Below are 18,450 nucleotides of genomic sequence, written 5' to 3'. Positions count from 1 at the left end.
TCGTCCACATCAGCGTATGGCCTGCAGTAGTATTCCGTTATATCCAGCTCGTCCTCAATCTGTTCCAGCCTCTTGCTGCTCTGTCCTCTGATATACAACCGCAAGTCCGTGATGTGCGACCATAGCCTTGATATAATTCTCAGCTTAGTCATCATTCCTCTGTGATCTCTCCCATTCCGGATCTAACCAGAATATCTTTCACTTTTGTCTTTAAGAGACGTGGAACCCTTTCATACATTTTCTTTGCGTCCTCTACTGTCTCCTGGTTCATAATTTCCTGTGCCCATAACATTGCCATCATTGCAATACCATCCTTTCCTGTACATAATAAAAATAAATTGATTAGCAACTTACGCATAAACCGCCTCCGACATTTCCAGCAGGCATGATTTCAGCATCCTGATTGTTTCCTCCTGCTCCTGAACCTTTTGTTCCAGTGTCTTTTCTTTCTGTGGCTCATATTCCAGATATTTCTCCGGATTCTTCTCCACAGCTTCACGGTTTACGTTTTCCGCTTTTTCCCGGAACTGGTGGAAATCATATTCCCAGAATGTATCTGTCACAGTGATATACTGTTCTTTTTCTACCATCTGCTGATTTTCTTCTGTAACTTCCTGCCCATTGAGGCAGATTGTCACGTCCACCATTCCGTTATCAAGCGGCTGCCAGCTGACCGCCGGCTGTTCTGTTGTGAATCTTGCTTTCAATGCTTACCCTCCTTTTCGCGTATTTCATCAGTTGCTCTATTCCATACTTCTTTTTGAAGTGATTGGAATCTGAATTTTTGAACCACCCATAATATGAAATGCAGCGGTACGCCAGATCTAGTGCTATCTCCATACGCCGCTGCACCTGTTTCCTCAATCTCAGATATGCCCGTCTTGCCCGGAGGAATATGCTCCGGCGGACTTCTGTGCGGTCCCTATAAATTTTGTAGCCCATCATATCAATGCAATCTCCGTGATGCTTTCCATCTTTTCCGATATAGTCAACCTGGAATAGTTTCCAGTTCGGTTTTATCTCCAGGCCCAGCTCCTCTCTGAAAAATCGGATCAGCATGAGCATGGCCTTTTTGACGTCTACCTTTCGTGGTCCCAGGATCAGGATATCGTCCATATAAAAGATTATTTTATAGAACAGTCTTGTCCGTTTCTCCTGGCCACGTCTTTTCTGCACCTTAAAGAGCTTTTGCTGTGCATAGTGGTAGGCAAAACTGAGGTAGTAATTGCATAGCCACTGGCTCAAATATGAACCGATGGATAGCCCCTGCTTGTACGATGCAATCAATGTCTCCACTAAATAAAGCAGGTCATCATTTTTGACCTGCTTTCTCAGAAATCTCATGAGCTTTCTTGTGTTAATAGATGGATAACAGTGCCGCACATCTGCCTTGGCTCCTGCCCTCGTTTTGTCCGGATTCTTCCGAATCCATCTCTCTATTGCATTCTTTCCGTATACCTGGCCACGGCCCGGCACACTGGCGCATTGATATTTTCCTATCTTTCTTTCAAATAATTCTTTCAGAGCATTGACAGCTACATAATTGTATATCTGCTGTTTTATGCTCTCCACTCCTATCTCCCTGAGCTTTCCGGAGTTTCCGTCATACCTCATGGAGTAGTGTATTTCCGGGAAATGAACATCACGCTCCTTGATTTCCCTTGCCAGATCTTCCGCTGCTCTTTCCAGCAACGGGTCCACATTGCTCCTTTTCTCCTGGATCAGTCTGCTCACAGCCCTGACGGACAGTGGTTGACCGGTTTGGTATCCGGCCAGGAACCCTGCCACATCACGCCGTTTCCATTTATCTGAAAAACATTCCAGCATACAGGCCATAATCCAGTCTTTATCCAGTTGTATATTTTTACAGTATCGTTTCAACTGTGAGTCCTCGTTTCTTGATACAGGAGTTTCCGGTTTTTCTACTCACTCCGCATCATGGCCTACTGCGCCATGTGCCCGTCCAGTCAGGCTCCTCGGCTCCCAGCTGGGCGGTGTGGCTTCAATCATATTTTGGGGATATGCCCCACGCACCTGCTTTCCGGTGGCTCCGTTCCTACAGAGCGAAATGTAACGCTGAAATTCAAATAAATTTCAAGAAAATCCAGAGACGATATTCCAGTTCGTGTTCGACCAGCCATTGTTCGCATTCAGGATCCAGAGGCCAGCATTCGCGCCATTGTTCAAATTGCCCAGCGCAAGCCACAGAGGAAACCGCCCGTTTAGCGTTACAAGTCCGTTATTTATTTATAAGGGGAAAGCCCCTCTGTCAGGCTGTTGCCTGCCATTCACCCCTGGTGCCGTTTGGAGAAACGCCAGAGACGATATACCAGCCCGCGGTCGACCAGCCACCGCCCGCAGTCAGGAACCAGAGGCCAGCATTCGCGCCATCGTCCAAACTGCCCAGCGCAAGCCACTCTCTCTGTCCAGATGCTCCTGTATCTGTATACAGTCCATCAGCAAATCCAGTGGTTGAGCCTCCGCCTACTTTCGTAGGAATCATGATTCCCAGGTTTGGATCTGTTGTTTCTTCCGTGATATATTTCCAGGATGCTGCCGTATAGGCCACCTGTGCGATAGCCTTTTTATAATTTGCCCGTACCGTTGCAATGTTACTGGACAGTGTGCTGGCATCCTCGCATACATAAACATCTCTGGCCGGATTCCCGTCCGGACCGGTAACAATATCCATGACCACATTCCCCAAAACCTCATAGGCTCCGATACAGGTCTCAATGCCCTGGATCTTGTACGGATCTTTCCCATTGGTGTTGCTGTTCGGAGATCCGTCTGAGCCAGCCACCTCATCAGTTGCTCCACTGCGCCATGGCATTGTTGTGATCCATGTGGTCAATGTCGTATCGAATGCCTCCGGAGCATCCACATATACTGCTGCATTGCTGTCATCCACGTCCTCAATCTTTGTAACTTTAACGCTGTATGCTTTGTTGTGCATATAGGAATAATACCGGTCTTTGTTTGTGTTTGAACCAACGTCTCCGATGGAAACATATGAGCCGATCACATAACCAGCCGCCTGTGCCTTTGTTAGTACCACTCTCATCACTCCGGTTTCTTCTACCAGGTTCTGGTTCTGATTACTGTATGAGGTACATCCGGCCATGATGCTCTGGCTGTGTGTGGTTGCATATTTAATAATCATCATGAGCTGTCTATAGAACAGATCCCAGCTTGTCGTGCCGCAATAGTGACCGCCCAGCTTGTGCATATAGGTTATCATTCCGGTGTAGCTGACTGGATTTCTCGCCTGTGTTGCCTGGCAGCCATTGGCCGGTGCCAGGCCTTTTGATGAATATGGCACTCCATCAATGTCTCCCGCCGCATACTTGGCATGGATCATGAATGGGCTGATTGTTCCGTCCGGATTGATAGATTCTTTCATCGGATATGGTGTCAGCTCTGTCTGGCTGTCAGAATAATGATATAGGACTGCCTCGGTAGTGTCCTCAATACCGAACCAGGCGCTCATTGTAACCTCTCCGACCTGCACCTTGCCGTACTTGGTAAATCCAATCTGGCCCTCCAGGGCATCTACATGGTTGAAACCATTCTCGTCTACAGAAAAATTGCAGGTAAAATGATGAAATAGGCCATACTGAGCATAATCATCTCTGCCCTCTGTTCTTCCCACAGATGGCTCCGCAACCATATTCTCATTGGCATTCATTTTCACGCCCACAGGGCTTGTGGAGGTCTCCCATTTATAAATCTTTGTTGTGAATACCTTTCCGTTTCTCCTGAGTGCAAAATAATTGGAGAGTGCATTTTCAACGCCCCCTCCGTTCTGCTTAATCAGATCAATCTGTGTCTGGCCAGCTGTTTCAATTTTCGTGACGCTGGCTGCTGTATTCTGCTTCAGATCTTTTGACGCCTGCTGTGCATTGTTCAGGTCAGTCTCCAGTCCTGTTTTGATCTGGTCAGCATTCTGGACCAGATTCTGCATGGTTGTGATGTTTTCTCCAGATGTTTTGATACTTGCGTCCAGTTTTGTTTTGGCTTCTCCGGCCGCTGTCACATCTGCCTCCAGACTTCTTTCTGCCTGTCCTGCTGCCGTGATATCTTCCTCAAGGCTCTGCTTTGCTTTTCCTGCAGCTGTGGTATCCGCCTCTAAAGTCTGAGCTGCCTTGTTGGCCGCTGTCACATCTGCCTCCAGACTTCTTTCTGCCTGTCCTGCTGCCGTGATGTCTGCCTCTAATGTCTGCACCGTCTTTGTGGCTGCTGTATTTTTTTCTCCCAGGCTCTTGTCCAGGGAGGTTGCTGTTGTGTTCTTCTTTTCCAGGTTTTCCGCCAGTGTAGTCCCTTTGTTCATTTTAGCCGTCAGGTCTTTCTGGACTTCCTTGGCCTCCTGCAAATTACTGTTAAATGCCTGCTGTATCTGCTGGTTTTTTGTCACGTCTGCATTGATTGACTTTTGTGCCGCCTGGATGTCCGCCTTTGTCTGATTGTATGTATTATTCTCATCAGACACCTCATTGATTGCAGAAACAATCGCAGCTCTGACGTCCTTTCCTTTCTTGGCGCTGGCAATCTGTTCCGTGTACTTCCTTACGTTTGCCATGTTTAACCTCCTAACTTCATCGTATGGGCTGTATCTTCCAGAGCTACCGTTTCCAGATCCTCCGGATGTCCTGGTCTCGCAAGCCTTTTTTCTTCCGGTGTCTCTTGCCAGATATCATATCCTTGGACGCAATACAGCGCCAACTCATACGGTCTTATCATTGTTGCTCTGTTGTTTTTCTTCGCTGAGAATGTCTGCATTTTTGTCTCCTCCCTTTATTCCAACTTTTTTCTTGAAATCTTCGATATCATCCACCTCTGTTCCTGATTTTGGTTGCTGTTCTTCTGTGCCGGTCTGCTCTGTATTGGCTACCGCCAGATCAATCTGTGTTTTCATCAATTCCTGGGCGTATTCTTCTGACTTCATCTGCCTCATGTGTGACTGGATTCTATCCAGCACCTTATCCATGAGACTCGGTGGAATTGCGTACTCCTGCATATATGCCAGCACCTGTGCGTCCAGTTCTCCTGCTACATTATCCAAAATTGCTCCTACGTTCATGATTCTCCTCCTATCCCATCAATAATCCATTTCTATAGGTTTCATCTGTCCACGACCATTCTATAGCTCCGTTTCCGATGTCTCTTATATTCGTGATTTTTCTGCGCGTTCCGGTGTAAGTCGTGTATACTGTTCCAGCGTTCCAGCTGGTAGCTGTACACAGCTTTCCTTTGATATCCACGCAAGTGTTTCCCATGATTCTCAACGTGTGTTCGTTGGTGTTGTTGTAAGCTCCGTTGAAATCAATGTATCCATAGGTCGAACCGCTGTATCCTCCAGTGATTTCTCCATAGCTCATTTTTATCCACCAGTCTCCATTTTTCGCCTCGAAACTTCCCTGACAACTTGCACCTTTCATGGTTACATATCCAGATGCCGTGAGCGTAAAGTTTGTGGAACTGATGCTGATTCTGTTCGACTTAATTGAAATAGAGCCAGACTCTGCACTGATCTCTGAGGAAATTTTTCCTTTTGACACTCTCAGCTTGATAGCATCCGCATTGACCTGGATACTGCCTTTCAGTGTATCCTCTGCTTTTTTCGCTCTTGTGACTTCCGCCGTGATATCGTTGGCTGTCAGTTTCAACTGAGACTCAGTATAGGCCGCCGCATATCCCATGATTTCCACGTCTGTGATGTATACCGTTGTATTGGCCACGTTATTGTAGAAATATGTATAAAAATATGGCGGTGTTGCATCATTCTCAAATTCAAATGTTTTCCAGGATGTGCTCAAGTCTCCTGCATTTGTATAGTGTGACGTTCCATCTATTGTCACTCTGATTATGGCTGTTTTCTCCTGCCCTGATGCACAGGCCGCTTTGAACCTTACTCTGACTTTTCCCTTTTTGTCGAACGGTTTCTGATACCATCGTAGATAATAGGTGCTTGTCGTATTCGTGATCTGAGCACATGATTTTCCGGAAAACGTGTTCTGTGTAACCTGTGTATTGTTAGACCGGTACCAGCCAGTGAACTTATCTTCGCTATCTGAAAAAGATCCGTTTGTACAGTAGTTATGACTGTTGCTCTCATACATCTCAGATACCTGCTGAGTGATCTTTCCGGCCTCTACCGTGATTCTTGCGTCCACATCGTCAATCAGTTCTTTCACGTTTCTTAACACCCGGATATCCGTCAGATAGATTTGCTGTCCGGATGATCCAGTAATAGAAAGATAAAAGGATCTTGTGCCGGCGCTTGTGTAGGTAACAGTTCTTTTCAATGTATACCATTTATCACAGTTTACCGTTGACAAGTACTGTGAGATTGTATTTCCGGAAAAGCCAAAATAACAATAGCTCGGTTTCTTTCCAGTAGGCGTGTGCACCTTAACCTCTATCTCATAGGTGCCTGCCGGCAATGTTCCCAGGCTCTGCTGGATTGATGCTGTGTTTCCGTCTGTTTTGGTCATCAGGATGGCGTTCATATTCCCGGCTGTGCTCTTTGCCGCTGTGGCATTGGCCGATGCCGTGAACTTTGAAACGTCCAGACTCTGGTTGTCTCCGCCTTTGATATAATCATACCGGTTCGTGATGCTTTTCTGATCCGTAACCGCCAGCTGTATCTTGTCCTCTATCGACTTGATGCTAGTTGTGATAATTTCTTTCACAGCGGTTTCCCGCTTGTCTGTATAATCATTGGCATTCTTTGTGGCCTGTGAGAATTTCCCCTCCAGTTCGGATTTATACTCAACCGTTAGCTTTTCTGAGCTGACAGAGTTGGCCGTGATCCGTTCGCCTATAATCTGGCCGTCCAGTGTCATTCCCACTGTGTACGGTCCTGCATATCCGTTGTGACTGCCTCCGATGCCCTCCTTGTTTATCTGCAGAATCTTTGTGGCCTTTTCTTTGCTCGGAGCGTCCATGTATAGCTCTCTGAGCCAGAGTCCATTTTCGTCAAATTCTTCCAGATGATATCCTCCGGCCGTTCCTGTCATTTTTGCTGTCAGGTTATCAATGGCCGCCCGGACTTCCTGATTCTGAATTTTCCGGCGTTCCTCGGCTGTTGCTGTGACTCCGGAATAGATTCTGCTCTGCTGTTCTGTATAGGTCAGCTTTCTGTTCTCTCCCAGTGTCAGTGTTGCTCCATCCGGTTTCTGCAAAGGAATCTGCATCTCCATGACCGGAAAAACTCTGTTCATTCCGTATGGCTTCGCTCTGCACTGAATCCTGTCTCCACACTCAAAAGCATCGTAGTCACTATCCATCATGGACAGATCTACCGCCGTCAGTTCCAGTGTTAGATTCTCAAACTGGTTATCCTCCAGCCACTCTTTTCCTTTTCTGAGCAGGTTTGATGGCTCTGTTACGTCCTGCCAGGTGTTAGTTATCCACACCCACCCAAAGTTTTCCACCGCGCTCTGGTTATAAATGTAATTTGATCCACCGTTTACGCTGGTAATGTCCACATACTTCTCCAGAGCGTCAATCTCTGACTCTCCCTCCAGACGTGCGCCCAGCGGAATCAACGCTGTGGCAATATTTTCCGCCGTTCTGCTCAGTGAGTAGTCCAGCATATTCAGTCCGAACTCAATCGGCTGGCTGCAATACTTTCCGTATTCTTCCAGCGTGATCCAGTCCAGATACAGCTTGTCATTCTCATGCCGGAGTTTCAGATATCCTCCCAGTTTCTCCACCAGTTTCTCTCTGATCGCTTTCAGCGTGTTCTCAAAGTTTGTATACCTGTATAGAGAATCATTGGCGTCTGTGATAGTCACTTTTCCCAGATAGATCTTTTTTCTATCCTCCACCTGGTTGTTATGAATATCCAAAAACGTCTCCAGCATCTGTCGTGGTGTCATATCGTGATACTCAGCTTGTGGCTGTATGGAGTCCGCCAGGAAACTCATTGCGCCGGCGCAATAGACATTTTTGTTTCTGTAACGGTCTACTTTCGGCTGTTTCCGGACCTCTCCATAGAACAATTCTGTTGTATCCCGGAACACACTGACCATGCTGCTCCGGTTCTTGATCTTGTCATACAGTGGGTTGTTTGGCGGTACCGAAAACTCAAAGGTTCCCGCATATCCCGTCTGCAGGTTTAGCGTTGGATTGGTCAGTACCGCCTCTTTATCTCCTGGATAGTAGAGGGTCTGACCGTCCATTTTAACTTTATACAATTACAGTGACCCCCTCCTGTACCGGATCGTGAGTGTGCCCGTTCCAGTGAAACTGAGCACCACGTCCTCTGTATTGACTGTGATATCCGCAAAACGGTTCTTTCCTTTCATCAGTGTGTAGGTTTCCCCATTTGCTGTCATTTTGAGTCCCGCTGATCCCAGAACGCTCACGTATATGGTCGGAACGAACGGCATCTGATCTGGAACGATTGTGTACGTCTTTCTCTCTCCGGCCTTGACCGTTATTTCCGTACCCTCGTCTATGATCCCAGTCTCAAAATCAAACGAATCCCACAACCAGTCCTCTGTAGAATCCGCCACATTGTACTTGTATGGGTCAGCTTTCGGAATGGCCAATGTGAATGTGCCTATCTCCCTATTTCTGTCGTATCCCTGGATAGATGCTCTGCCTGTCCAGTAGAACCCAGAGTCATTGTCGAAAATGACCTTGATTTCTCTGCCCTCTACAAGGTTTCTAAGGTCTGAAATAAAAATATCCCAGTTGTCTCTTGGTTTCTTACCGCCCAGCTCGATGCTGATCGGACGGTTTTTGAATATGCGGCGGCCTGTGATGGCTTCTGAGAAATCCAGAAAGCCATCCGCTCCAGGCACGTCCACATAATAGTTTTCCTGTTCCACATCTCCAATATAATCATTGTTTCCTATTGCCAGTCCCCAGTCATTCAGAGTGTGGAATCTTTCGCCGGTGGCCACGATCTCAATCGTGGCTCCGTTTGTAATTGCGTCCATTATAGGAATCCTCCCTCCTCTGCCAGGATACCCAGCTCTCTATCCATATCTCTTGCCAGTTTCGCTGCTACACCTCCGGTATCCCATTCGATGTTTAAGCTCTTGGCCAGGTATGGCAGATACTGAGCCAGCAATGATGTGATATTCATGATGGCGTTTGTCTGTTTTGCGTTGCTCTGATCCATCATTGCGTTTGCATTGATGGTCATGTCTTTGCTCACGCCCTCGATTGCATCAGCCACCACTGATTTACTCTTTTCGATGCCTTTAGCTAATCCCTGCATAAAGTCCGGCATCCAGGACTCATACTCTGTTAGTGGTCCCTCATCAGGCACTGAGAAATGCAGAAATGAGCGGATTGTAGATGCCACGTCTGACACGGCATCTCTGACTCTTCCAATGGCGTTCCTGATTCCGGAAACTATTCCGTCTATGAAATCTCGTCCCCACTGTACTGCCTGGCTTGGCAGTGATGTGATAAAGCTGATTGCTGACCAAAATCCGTTCCGCACAGTTGATCCCAGACTGCTCAGTGCGTTTCCGATTCCGGAAACCATGTTGTGGAACGCCTGCACCGCTGACTCTTTCAGATTTTGTGCGGTTTGAACCACACTGCTCTTTAAATTCTCCCAGCTGTCGTGTGCGTTCTGCTTCATTTCCTGCCACTTCTGGTATGCAGATTCTTTCAGGTTCTGGAGCGCCTGGATTGCAGAATCTTTCAAATTTGTTGCTGTTTGAACCACAGAATTTTTCAGATTTTCCCAGGTATTGAGCGCCGTCTGCTTTATCATGTCCCACAAACTTGACAGGGTGTCCATAAATCCTGTAACCAGAGTAACCACATGAGTGACCAATCCCTCTGCAAATGATGTGACCACCTGCTGTATTCCAGACCAGATCTGTGATGCAGCGTCCTGGATATTCTGCCAGATATTTTGTGCATCGGACGCCAACTGAGTGAAATCTCCTGTTACCAGGTCGATCAACAAAAGCACCGGTGCAAGTATCGTATTTTTCAGCAACTCCCAGGCTCCTGATGCAATCTCCGTCAGACCGGACCAGATGCCCTGCAGCGTAGTGACTGCATTCTGCCACAATTCCTGTATGGTTGTTACGATTGATGACAGCACAGGGTTTTCCATCATGGACTGCCAGATTCCTGAGAAGAAATCAGCCACCTGCTGCCAAATTCCTGACCACCATTCCGGGATGCCCTGGAACCATGAAACCACGTTCTGCCATGCCTGCGGTATTGTATCCGTAAAGAATGAACAGATTGACTGCCAGATCTGAGAAAAGAAATCTCCGACCTGTTGCCAGATTCCTGACCACCATTCCGGAATGCTTTGGAATTTTGACACCAGACTGTCCCATGCCTGCGGTATCGTTTCGGTAAAAAATGAGCAGATTGATTCCCACACTTGTGAGCATTTCTCTTTCACTTTTACCCATAAATCTCCGAACCACTCCGATATAGTGCCCCAGTTTTTCACGATGGCTATGATTGCGGTAATTGCTGCAGCTACACCGGCAATGATTCCGATAATCGGCCCCAATGTTGCCACGCCTAAAATACTTACGATATTTATCACGGCCAATATGGCAGGGGCTAGAGTGGTAAAGGCGGCAATCACAGCCCCCAGTATAACCACGAAATTCTGTACCGGTTCTGGCAGTTTTCCGAAAAACTCTCCCACCTGTTTCAATCCTGCTGCTATCGGTGGAATGATATTGTTTGCCAGGTTCATCAGTGCCTCTCCCAACGGAATCAGGCTCTGCTCCAGCTGTCTCATGCTTGCCTCAAACGTCTGGGAGTCTGTCGTGGACTGGTCGAACATATTCTCTGCTGATCCAGCCACGTCATCATATGTGTTTCCCACAGATGTGAGCGATTCTATGAACTTCGCATTGCCGTCCTCGGCCATTGTACCGAATGCCAGCGCTGCTTTGTTCAGTTTGTCCTGCTGGTTCTCTGTGTTTTGAATATCTGTCACAATGGCATCAATAACATCTTTCTGTGTAGCTCCGCCCTGCTGCCACTGTTTAAATACATCCTCAACTTCTTTGCTCCAGCCTCCGGTTCCGGCTTGTACCTCCCCGGTCTTTTCATCAATTTTGCTCAGGGAATCCGCTATTGTTCCATCAACCAGTCTGGTCGTGACTTCGTTAATGGCATCGTTTACCTTGTCCAGGTTATACGCTCCATTGTCCAGTCCGTTCTGCAATAGTTGGAAATACTCCTGAGCGGAATAACCGGCCTGAGCGAACTTTCCAGAATACTCTGAGAGGTTATCCCCCAGCTCGTTTGTCTTATCCAGGCCATTCTGTGTACCCTTTACGATATAGTCCATGGCCTGCTGTGCCGTGAGTCCGTACTGCTCCATGAGGCTGTTGACACCTCGGAGAGTCTCATTCATGTCAATTCCATACAGCTCATCCAGCGTGATTGCCTGCTCTGTCAGATGTGTCAGTGTAGTCTCATCCAGATCTTTCAGGTTCTTTTTGACCGTAATGACCGCGTTTGATACAGAGTCCATGGAATCTCCCACGCCCTCAGCATATACGTCCTTGATGACTCCGGCTGTTTCCTCAGCCGCTTTCCCGGTTTCTCCAAAATAAGTGGACGCTTTTACTGTGGCATCTTGTGTCTCCAGAAAAGCGTCCTTTGCTTTGTCTCCTAATTCTGTTATTTTATCCCCCAGTCCAGAAAGCTGATCGGCAGCCTCCATCAATGCGCCTGCTGAGAGGGTTTTCCCCATCTCGTCCAGCTGTTCTGATGTGTTGTCTGCCTGTGTTCCTGCTTCTTTTAAGTCCTGGATGAGGTTCTTGATTGCCTGTCCATCGTCTACCGTATCCAGAGCGTCTGTCATCTGTTTGATGTCAGCTTTTCCGTCTGTGGCTGATCTTCCAATCTTTTCAATGGCCAGTTTCAACTGATCTGATGATGCAGATCCGTTTTTGATTGCTGTTACCAGCTTACTGCCCAGGACGTCCGCATAATCATCCACGTCCGCTCCCAGAGCGTCAAATAATTTGCTGAGGCGTTCGGTGTTCGTAGCCAGTCTGTCCTGTTCGGTATTTAATCCGTCCAGTTCTGACTGATACCGGCTCAATGTTGCCTTGGTTGCCTCAACTTCTCGCTGGAAAGCCATGTACTCCTCCTGGCCAATCTTTCCGGCCTCCAGAGCTGCTGTCACATCTTTCTGTGCCGCCTCCAGCGTGTCCAATTTGCTTGCTGTGTCTGCTATCGCATTTTTCAGTAATTCCTGTTTTTGCGCTACCAGCACCGTATTTGATGGATCTAATTTCAGCAGAGTGTTCACGTCTTTCAGCTGTGCCTGAGTATTTTTCAGCTTGTCGTTTACACCGCTTAGGGCTTTCTGCAGGCCTGTGGTATCTCCGCCGATTTCAATCGTTATTCCTTTGATATTCCGGCCTGCCGCCATCCTGTTCCACCTCCTTAGAACTTGTCAAAATCCTCCTGTGTGGCCATTCTTGGATATTTGTATGAATCATTCTGTTGCTCAGTAAACATATCCATGACCATTCCGACCGTAACCAGATCCAGATCCCGGATAGAGATCCCGACCTGACAGCATCTCAGGAGAAATAATGGAGTGTTTAGCTCCCGGCTACTCGGTCTAAGTTTTTTTTTGCCTGACTTTTCGTCTCCTCATTCATATTCCAGAGTTCCAGAATGGCAGGCAGGATCTGATAAATGGAAAATGTGTTGAACTGTTCCAGCCAGTCCATGATATCCGGCGGTACATTCTCCGGATCCGCGTGCTGTGCCATGATATACGCGATATTTTCAAACATTTCCAGGTCCTCAATCGGAATCTCGCTTGACTCCTTATCCTCTTTTTTGCCTTTCTTTTTCACAGACTTTGTGATTTTCTGCAAATCCAAGAAAAGATCTCTGCGGAATTTCATCCGGTAGATTCTCGGCACCGCTGCTGACGCCTTGAACTCCACCTCTCTGCCATCAATTTCCACCTTTTTTCTCAGCATAATCTATCCCTCCTATTTCTTTGTTTCAGCTGCCTGTGCCACCTCGCTTGTCGTGGCAACCGGCTCATATACTTTGTTGTACCAACCTGTATATGTTCCATCTGCTGTGTCCGGTCCTGTCTGTACTTTTACCAGACCGTCTTTTCTCGGACTATTTGTGATTGTCAGTGTCTCTGTTCCAGGGTCTACTGTCTCCTCTTTTGTCTCGGATGCAATAGACGGTCTTGTGCATGTGCAGTTATATAAGCATCTGCGGATTGCTTTCACGTCTCCATCAAACTCGAACAGCAGAGCGAACGGATTTGTTGTTTTGTTTGCATTTTCCGCAAGGACGCCATTTCTGTCCTGTTCTTCATTGAGAATTTCCACGCGGAACCAGCTCGGAATGAGTGCCATTTCCAGATCTCCCTCATATCCGTTGTTTGCGCTTGTCACATAGTACGCAATTCCGTCTGCGTGGAACTTGGAAATCTCTCCCTGTGCGTCCAGGCTGATGCTGACCGCTCCAGGAATACTTTTCGGATTATCATACGTGTATGTAGTTGTTCCCTCTGTAGTCTTTTCTGTCTGCTTGGCCACATGGACGTTTTTAATGTTGTACTTGACTTTGTTCTCTGTTCCAGTCATTTTCTATACCTCCATTTCATATAGCGACTCCCACATTTTCTCCGACTCCAGCCACTCAGAGGCTGTCTGCTCCCAGGCAATGTCATGTTTGTCCAGGATTTCCTCCAACTTTTTCTCCAGCTCCCAGTCTTTGTCATCTGTGTAGAGTTCAATATCCAGTTTCGTTATCTTTTTGTATGTCTTGCCATCTGCGAAAAAATTATCTGTTCCCGGTGTCAGCCATACAACAATAGGGAGCGGGATGTCCTGCATCTCTTTCTGTGTGAAATGATGATATCTGAACGGGATTCCCATTTCTCCCAGCATCTGCTCAATCTGATCTTTTGTCATAGTCTCGTCCTCAGCTCCTTTTCTAGCTCATCTACTGCTGCCTCCTCTGCAAGTGCAATATGCACTATGGCCTTTGTTCTTCCGCCACTTCGCTTCTGGTGGCCTTTTTCCAGGAGATGTGTCAGAGCGTATTCCGGTTTTTCCGCATGGACAACCATTGTATGCTTTGTCCGTTTGGTTTCTCCTGTCCCGTAAGTCCATGACGCTGCATAGTCTCCTGTCAGCTTTGGAGATGTTTTATTCAGCATTTTGGCCGTATCCTCGGCAACTTCCTTGGATACTTTTTCAACCTCCAGGCCAACCGCAACGCCATAATCGTCCAGCTCTTTCATGACAGCCTTGGCCAGATCTCCAATTTTAACCGCCACCAGAATCCCTCCCGTCTTTGAATGGGTGCACCAGTTTTTCCAGTGACAGGTACAGCGCCGGTGGTTTCGTGTCGTACTTCGGCTGTACCTGCTTAATCTGATAATGTCCGGCCCGGTCTTTCATCTCTGACTCGTCAAATGTCATGTTATCCCATAACCAGTCCGTCTCATTTTCCAGAATAATCACATCGTTGACCTCGATCTGCTCCGCATCCAGTATCTCCAGTGGAACTGCCAGGAGCTTATCCACCTGGTTTCCGGCCGTTTGCGCCTGCCAGTATCTGGTCACGCCTACCGTCCTGTTTCCAAAACGTATATGCTCCAGTTTTGTTCTAGTCAGACTCCGTTCGTCTGCTTCACAGATCGTCAGCAGACCATCTCCAAAATTTTCAAAATGCTTACTGCTGATCCGCGGCATATCCGTCCACCTTTCTGTCTATCTGCAGAGAAATGATCTCATCTCTGTAATTCTGCCAGAATTGAGGTATCTCCCCAGCTCTGGCATACATGACATAATCAAAAAGGAGCGCTTTTTCCTGAGTTTCCTCATAGAAATTGCACTCCCCTATTTTTCCGCTTATGGCAGCCATTCCTCTTTTGACCATGCCCCTCATCTTCTCATCTCCCAGGGAATCATCCCAGGTTATCTCCAGATAATTTTTGATCTCGTTTAGGAGCTTGTTGTCTTTATCGTCTGCCATAATTCATTTACTCCTTTGTCACTGTTACTTTGTAGCTCTTTGTCTGTGCTCCGTCAGTCACTTTTACAGTCACAGTATTGGAACCCTCGGACCAGTTTGCTGCTGCTCCATTTGTCACTTTCACATCTCCCACCGTGATCTCAATTTCCGCTGTGGAACTTGTCGGTACCGCTGTGATTGTGTTGGACGCATTCTGTGTGGTTGCTGTGTATTCTGTGGTTCCTGCTGCAAATGTCGGAGACAGTTTCAGTGCACCAACTTTCAAATCTGCCAGTGTTGCATCATCTGTCTTTGCTTTTTCTGTCTCGCTTACAACCTTGAAACGTAACGGCTGGAGATCCTTAATATCCAGAACCTGGAAAGCATTGTTATCCAGTGCGAAACCATGAGCATACAGCTTGATGAGATATACTCTCTCATCTTCCAGGAATCTGTATTCGTCAGAATATTCAATTTTTCCATTTTTAGCCATTCCAACGCCCAGGAAATACTTGGTTGCCATTCCATATACTGCCTTTCCCTCCGGAACAGCTGCACTCTGAATGATTTCAGCGTCCACCGGGAGCACAGATGCATAGATTCCATCCGGCGTCAGCATCCTTGTGGCCGGGAGCACTCTGCGGAAATAATCCACCGGATTAACCAACAAAATGAGGCTTGTGACAGTTCTTGCCTGTCCTTTGTCGTTTCTGGCCATGATTGCTGTAACATTTCCCATCTGTGTCATGTCCAGTGCAGTCATTTTGATAGCGTTTTTGTCCGGATATTTTCCGCCTGTCACAACAACGCCCTCTCCGACCTGTTTCATCATACCGATTGGCTCATCTTTTCCAGTTCCCTGTACAATACCGTACTCCAGCCCGTTTGCCAGTGCCTCATAGAGCACCTGACGCACGTATGTATCCAGCCATGTCGGTCCTAAATCCAGCATAGCCTTGGAAACCGGCAGGAATGCGCTCAGTTTTTCCTGTGTTACATCTACCTCTTTGAACCCAGATGTCAGCTCCTCGATGATCTTGGCTGTCAGCTTGCCCCATGCTGCTTTCTGCTCGCCGTTTGTATTCATCATCATTCTTGTCAGACCTGTCACTGTGGTTGCATTCAGCTTGGACAGGAGCGGGTGGTTTGTCTGGAGTTCATCAAAGACAGAATCAATGATTGTTTCCGGCATAACCACCTCAACTTCATTGAGAGCCTGTTTCGGATCTGTGGATCTCATAGCCTCAATGATTTTCTCGTAATACTGTTTTTCCTTGGATGTCAGCTGGCGTACACCTCTCTGTGCCAGAATTGTTGCATCCTGCTCCACCAGCATCTCTTTGGCCTGCTCCAGAACATTGTCCTCAATCTTCTGGCACAGCTCAGTGAACGCCTCACTGAATGCTTTTGCATCGTCATCTTTGATGGCCTGATTCATTTTTTCAACGATCTTGGCCTTTTCCATTGCTAATACGTCTTTATTCTTCATATCAGTTCTCCTTTACATATTTTGGAATAATTTTGCTAACTGGTTTGTGAGTTTCTTTTCTTCCGGCTCTGGTTTTGGAGTCGGTACCGGAGGTTTTGGTTCTCCTCCCTGCTGCCGCATAGACTCCAACTGTTCCCGAAATGATTTCTGCTGTGCAATCACACCGGACAGCTGCTGCACGCGGCTCATCAGTCTCTGCTGTACATCCTTATCATCAGCCTGGTAGCTGTCTACCCGGTCAATGAGGCCGTATTCCAGAGCTTTCTCCGGTGTTAGGAATGTTTCTGCCTCCATCATGTCAATGAGCTGCTGTTCTTCCAGGTTTGATTTTTCCAGAAAAATCTGTCTGTTTGACTCCATGAGCGTATCCAGATCATCTGCTGCTTTTCTGAGTTCTTTGGCATTTCCATCCACACTCATCCACATATTGTGAATCAATGCAGATGTTCCCAGTCCCATAACGCGCTCATCACACGCCTGCAGGATCAGGAACGCTACGCTGTAGGCAACTCCATCCACATATCCAACCTTTTTGCAGTTCTTCTGTTTCAGCTGGCTATAGATCGCCACGCCCTCTTTGACAGATCCTCCGTTTGAGTTGATATGCAGCTCAATGGTTGCTGTATCAGGAATTGCTGCAAGCTGCTCCTGGAAATACTTTGCAGATGTCTCCGATTCCTCATAGCTCCATGTGCTCCAGTTAAATGTGCCGTATGCTGTCACATCGTCATAGATGTATAATTTGTGAGTATCGTCCTCTGCTTTCTGAAAACATACAAATACTTTATCCTGTCTTGGCATTCTTCCCACCTCCTTTCTGCTGTTCTTCCAGGATTTCCTGGATAGTTGAGTAGTTTTTCGTGATGAAATGCTGGTCTGCCCAATCCTCATCTATCGGAATCTCTCCCAGTGCTCTCAGAATCATATTCACTGTATAGATTCCGGAGCTGATGAGCTTGTCTGCTGATGTTGCAATGTCGAACATGTCAATATGTTTGACTCTCATGGTGTCGATCTGTAGCTTTGTTCCTTTCTGTATCCCGTTTTTTCCAATCCTCTTGCGGTTGATTTCCTGCATGAACATCTGTGCAAGCGGGTCCAGGCAAAACGTCAACATCTCGTCCACTGCTTTCTCGGTGTCCTGCACGTCTCCCTTGGCCAGTGTAGGCGGCATGGAGAATCCTCTGGCTGTAAAGTCAAAGATGTCATCATACTGACTCTTGATATCACGACTGGTTCCCTCACTGTAAGTCTTTGAGCCAATGTCTGTGTATGAATACCCCTCAAACAGTGGCAGGACAGCGTTTGGGCTTTCAAAGAATGACTTGAAATACTCATTCATGAGCTTTTCCAGTTTCTCATTGAACAATTTGTCACTCTGAGCCATTGCCGAAATGTTCAGGGTTCCCCTGCTGCCTCTGCTTTTGAGATACGATTTTGCAGAATAATCAATCAGCTTGCTGTATGAGTCATACAGGTGCTGCATGATCCGGTTTACATTCTTGTTGTTGAGTGTCCAGTGAAGCACGTCTGAACTTCGGAATGACCGCGAAAATGTGTAATCATCCACCTGCACATTGGTATAAGTGTCTCCATACAGTGCATTTTTCGTCACGGAAAAATCATCAGCCACCAGGAGCTGTCCGTCATAGCTCTCTACAATCAAAAGCTCATTGTTCCGGAACAACTGCTCCATAGCCTTTGATAAAAATTCTGCTTTGTTCTGGTTGCGGTTCGGTTCGTAGTTCCATAGATAATATTCATCTTTGAACAATTCCTCTCCCTCGTAAAACGTGCGAAATTCACATTTTGTCAGAGCGTTGGCAATCTTCCCTACACAAGTCCAGAACGCCAGCTCTCTCAGACATATTTCTGTTACTGCATCACGAACCTGTTGATCTGCAATTTCCACAGATGATACTCTTTGCACATCTTCTTCCGGTTTTTCTCTTGCCTTGAATAGCTTTCTGAGACTCAATCCCATGTCTGTTTCC

At 47.0% G+C, this 18,450-nt stretch carries 18 protein-coding genes; all 18 read right to left on the bottom strand.

What is annotated here, in order from left to right; genetic code table 11:
• Window positions 1-151: 151 nt before the first annotated feature.
• Window positions 152-358 (bottom strand): hypothetical protein, encoded by a 207-nt coding sequence (locus D8Q48_RS11435; RefSeq protein ID WP_117684529.1) that lies wholly within the window; start codon window positions 356-358, stop codon window positions 152-154.
• The gene (locus tag D8Q48_RS11430; RefSeq protein WP_117684531.1) at window positions 351-707 is read right to left on the bottom strand and encodes a hypothetical protein; all 357 of its coding nucleotides are present in this window, start codon (window positions 705-707) and stop codon (window positions 351-353) included. The genes D8Q48_RS11435 and D8Q48_RS11430 overlap by 8 nt, the downstream gene beginning before the upstream one ends.
• The gene (locus tag D8Q48_RS11425; RefSeq protein WP_121056545.1) at window positions 655-1,881 is read right to left on the bottom strand and encodes a reverse transcriptase domain-containing protein; all 1,227 of its coding nucleotides are present in this window, start codon (window positions 1,879-1,881) and stop codon (window positions 655-657) included. Before D8Q48_RS11425 ends, D8Q48_RS11430 begins: the two co-directional genes overlap by 53 nt.
• A 388-nt stretch (window positions 1,882-2,269) precedes the next feature.
• Window positions 2,270-4,579, bottom strand: coding sequence for a hypothetical protein (locus tag D8Q48_RS11420; RefSeq protein WP_121056543.1), 2,310 nt, complete (start codon window positions 4,577-4,579; stop codon window positions 2,270-2,272).
• Between the two features lie 2 nt (window positions 4,580-4,581).
• Complete coding sequence (locus D8Q48_RS17215; protein ID WP_158553871.1) at window positions 4,582-4,740, bottom strand: hypothetical protein; 159 nt, start codon at window positions 4,738-4,740, stop codon at window positions 4,582-4,584.
• Window positions 4,724-5,080 (bottom strand): hypothetical protein, encoded by a 357-nt coding sequence (locus D8Q48_RS11415; RefSeq protein WP_117684535.1) that lies wholly within the window; start codon window positions 5,078-5,080, stop codon window positions 4,724-4,726. Before D8Q48_RS11415 ends, D8Q48_RS17215 begins: the two co-directional genes overlap by 17 nt.
• 10 nt (window positions 5,081-5,090) lie before the next feature.
• Window positions 5,091-8,201: a phage tail protein gene (locus D8Q48_RS11410; RefSeq protein ID WP_121056541.1), complete on the bottom strand. Its 3,111-nt coding sequence runs from the start codon at window positions 8,199-8,201 to the stop codon at window positions 5,091-5,093.
• Complete coding sequence (locus D8Q48_RS11405; RefSeq protein ID WP_121056539.1) at window positions 8,202-8,951, bottom strand: phage tail family protein; 750 nt, start codon at window positions 8,949-8,951, stop codon at window positions 8,202-8,204.
• Complete coding sequence (locus tag D8Q48_RS11400) at window positions 8,951-12,397, bottom strand: phage tail tape measure protein (protein WP_121056537.1); 3,447 nt, start codon at window positions 12,395-12,397, stop codon at window positions 8,951-8,953. The genes D8Q48_RS11405 and D8Q48_RS11400 overlap by 1 nt, the downstream gene beginning before the upstream one ends.
• A gap of 175 nt (window positions 12,398-12,572) precedes the next feature.
• Complete coding sequence (locus D8Q48_RS11395) at window positions 12,573-12,962, bottom strand: hypothetical protein (protein WP_121056535.1); 390 nt, start codon at window positions 12,960-12,962, stop codon at window positions 12,573-12,575.
• A 12-nt stretch (window positions 12,963-12,974) separates the two neighbouring features.
• Entirely contained in the window at window positions 12,975-13,589 is a 615-nt protein-coding gene (locus tag D8Q48_RS11390; RefSeq protein ID WP_121056533.1) for a major tail protein, read from the bottom strand.
• A 3-nt stretch (window positions 13,590-13,592) separates the two neighbouring features.
• A complete protein-coding gene (locus D8Q48_RS11385; RefSeq protein ID WP_117684548.1) occupies window positions 13,593-13,919 on the bottom strand; it encodes a hypothetical protein in 327 nt (108 codons plus the stop codon).
• Window positions 13,916-14,287 carry an HK97 gp10 family phage protein gene (locus D8Q48_RS11380; protein ID WP_117684549.1) on the bottom strand — a complete coding sequence of 124 codons (372 nt, stop codon included), beginning with the start codon at window positions 14,285-14,287 and terminating at the stop codon, window positions 13,916-13,918. Before D8Q48_RS11380 ends, D8Q48_RS11385 begins: the two co-directional genes overlap by 4 nt.
• Window positions 14,277-14,705 carry a hypothetical protein gene (locus D8Q48_RS11375; protein ID WP_117684551.1) on the bottom strand — a complete coding sequence of 143 codons (429 nt, stop codon included), beginning with the start codon at window positions 14,703-14,705 and terminating at the stop codon, window positions 14,277-14,279. Before D8Q48_RS11375 ends, D8Q48_RS11380 begins: the two co-directional genes overlap by 11 nt.
• The gene (locus D8Q48_RS11370; RefSeq protein WP_117684553.1) at window positions 14,686-14,988 is read right to left on the bottom strand and encodes a hypothetical protein; all 303 of its coding nucleotides are present in this window, start codon (window positions 14,986-14,988) and stop codon (window positions 14,686-14,688) included. Before D8Q48_RS11370 ends, D8Q48_RS11375 begins: the two co-directional genes overlap by 20 nt.
• A gap of 7 nt (window positions 14,989-14,995) precedes the next feature.
• Window positions 14,996-16,456, bottom strand: coding sequence for a phage major capsid protein (locus tag D8Q48_RS11365; protein ID WP_121056531.1), 1,461 nt, complete (start codon window positions 16,454-16,456; stop codon window positions 14,996-14,998).
• Between the two features lie 12 nt (window positions 16,457-16,468).
• The gene (locus tag D8Q48_RS11360; protein WP_059085966.1) at window positions 16,469-17,257 is read right to left on the bottom strand and encodes a head maturation protease, ClpP-related; all 789 of its coding nucleotides are present in this window, start codon (window positions 17,255-17,257) and stop codon (window positions 16,469-16,471) included.
• Window positions 17,241-18,440: a phage portal protein gene (locus D8Q48_RS11355; RefSeq protein ID WP_117684558.1), complete on the bottom strand. Its 1,200-nt coding sequence runs from the start codon at window positions 18,438-18,440 to the stop codon at window positions 17,241-17,243. Before D8Q48_RS11355 ends, D8Q48_RS11360 begins: the two co-directional genes overlap by 17 nt.
• Window positions 18,441-18,450 lie beyond the last annotated feature (10 nt).

It is taken from the genome of Ruminococcus sp. B05, from assembly GCF_003628495.1.
In the GTDB taxonomy this organism is placed as follows: domain Bacteria; phylum Bacillota; class Clostridia; order Lachnospirales; family Lachnospiraceae; genus Schaedlerella; species Schaedlerella hominis.
The sequence above is the reverse complement of the archived record's forward strand: the minus strand, read 5'-3'. Positions and strand labels throughout refer to the sequence as shown.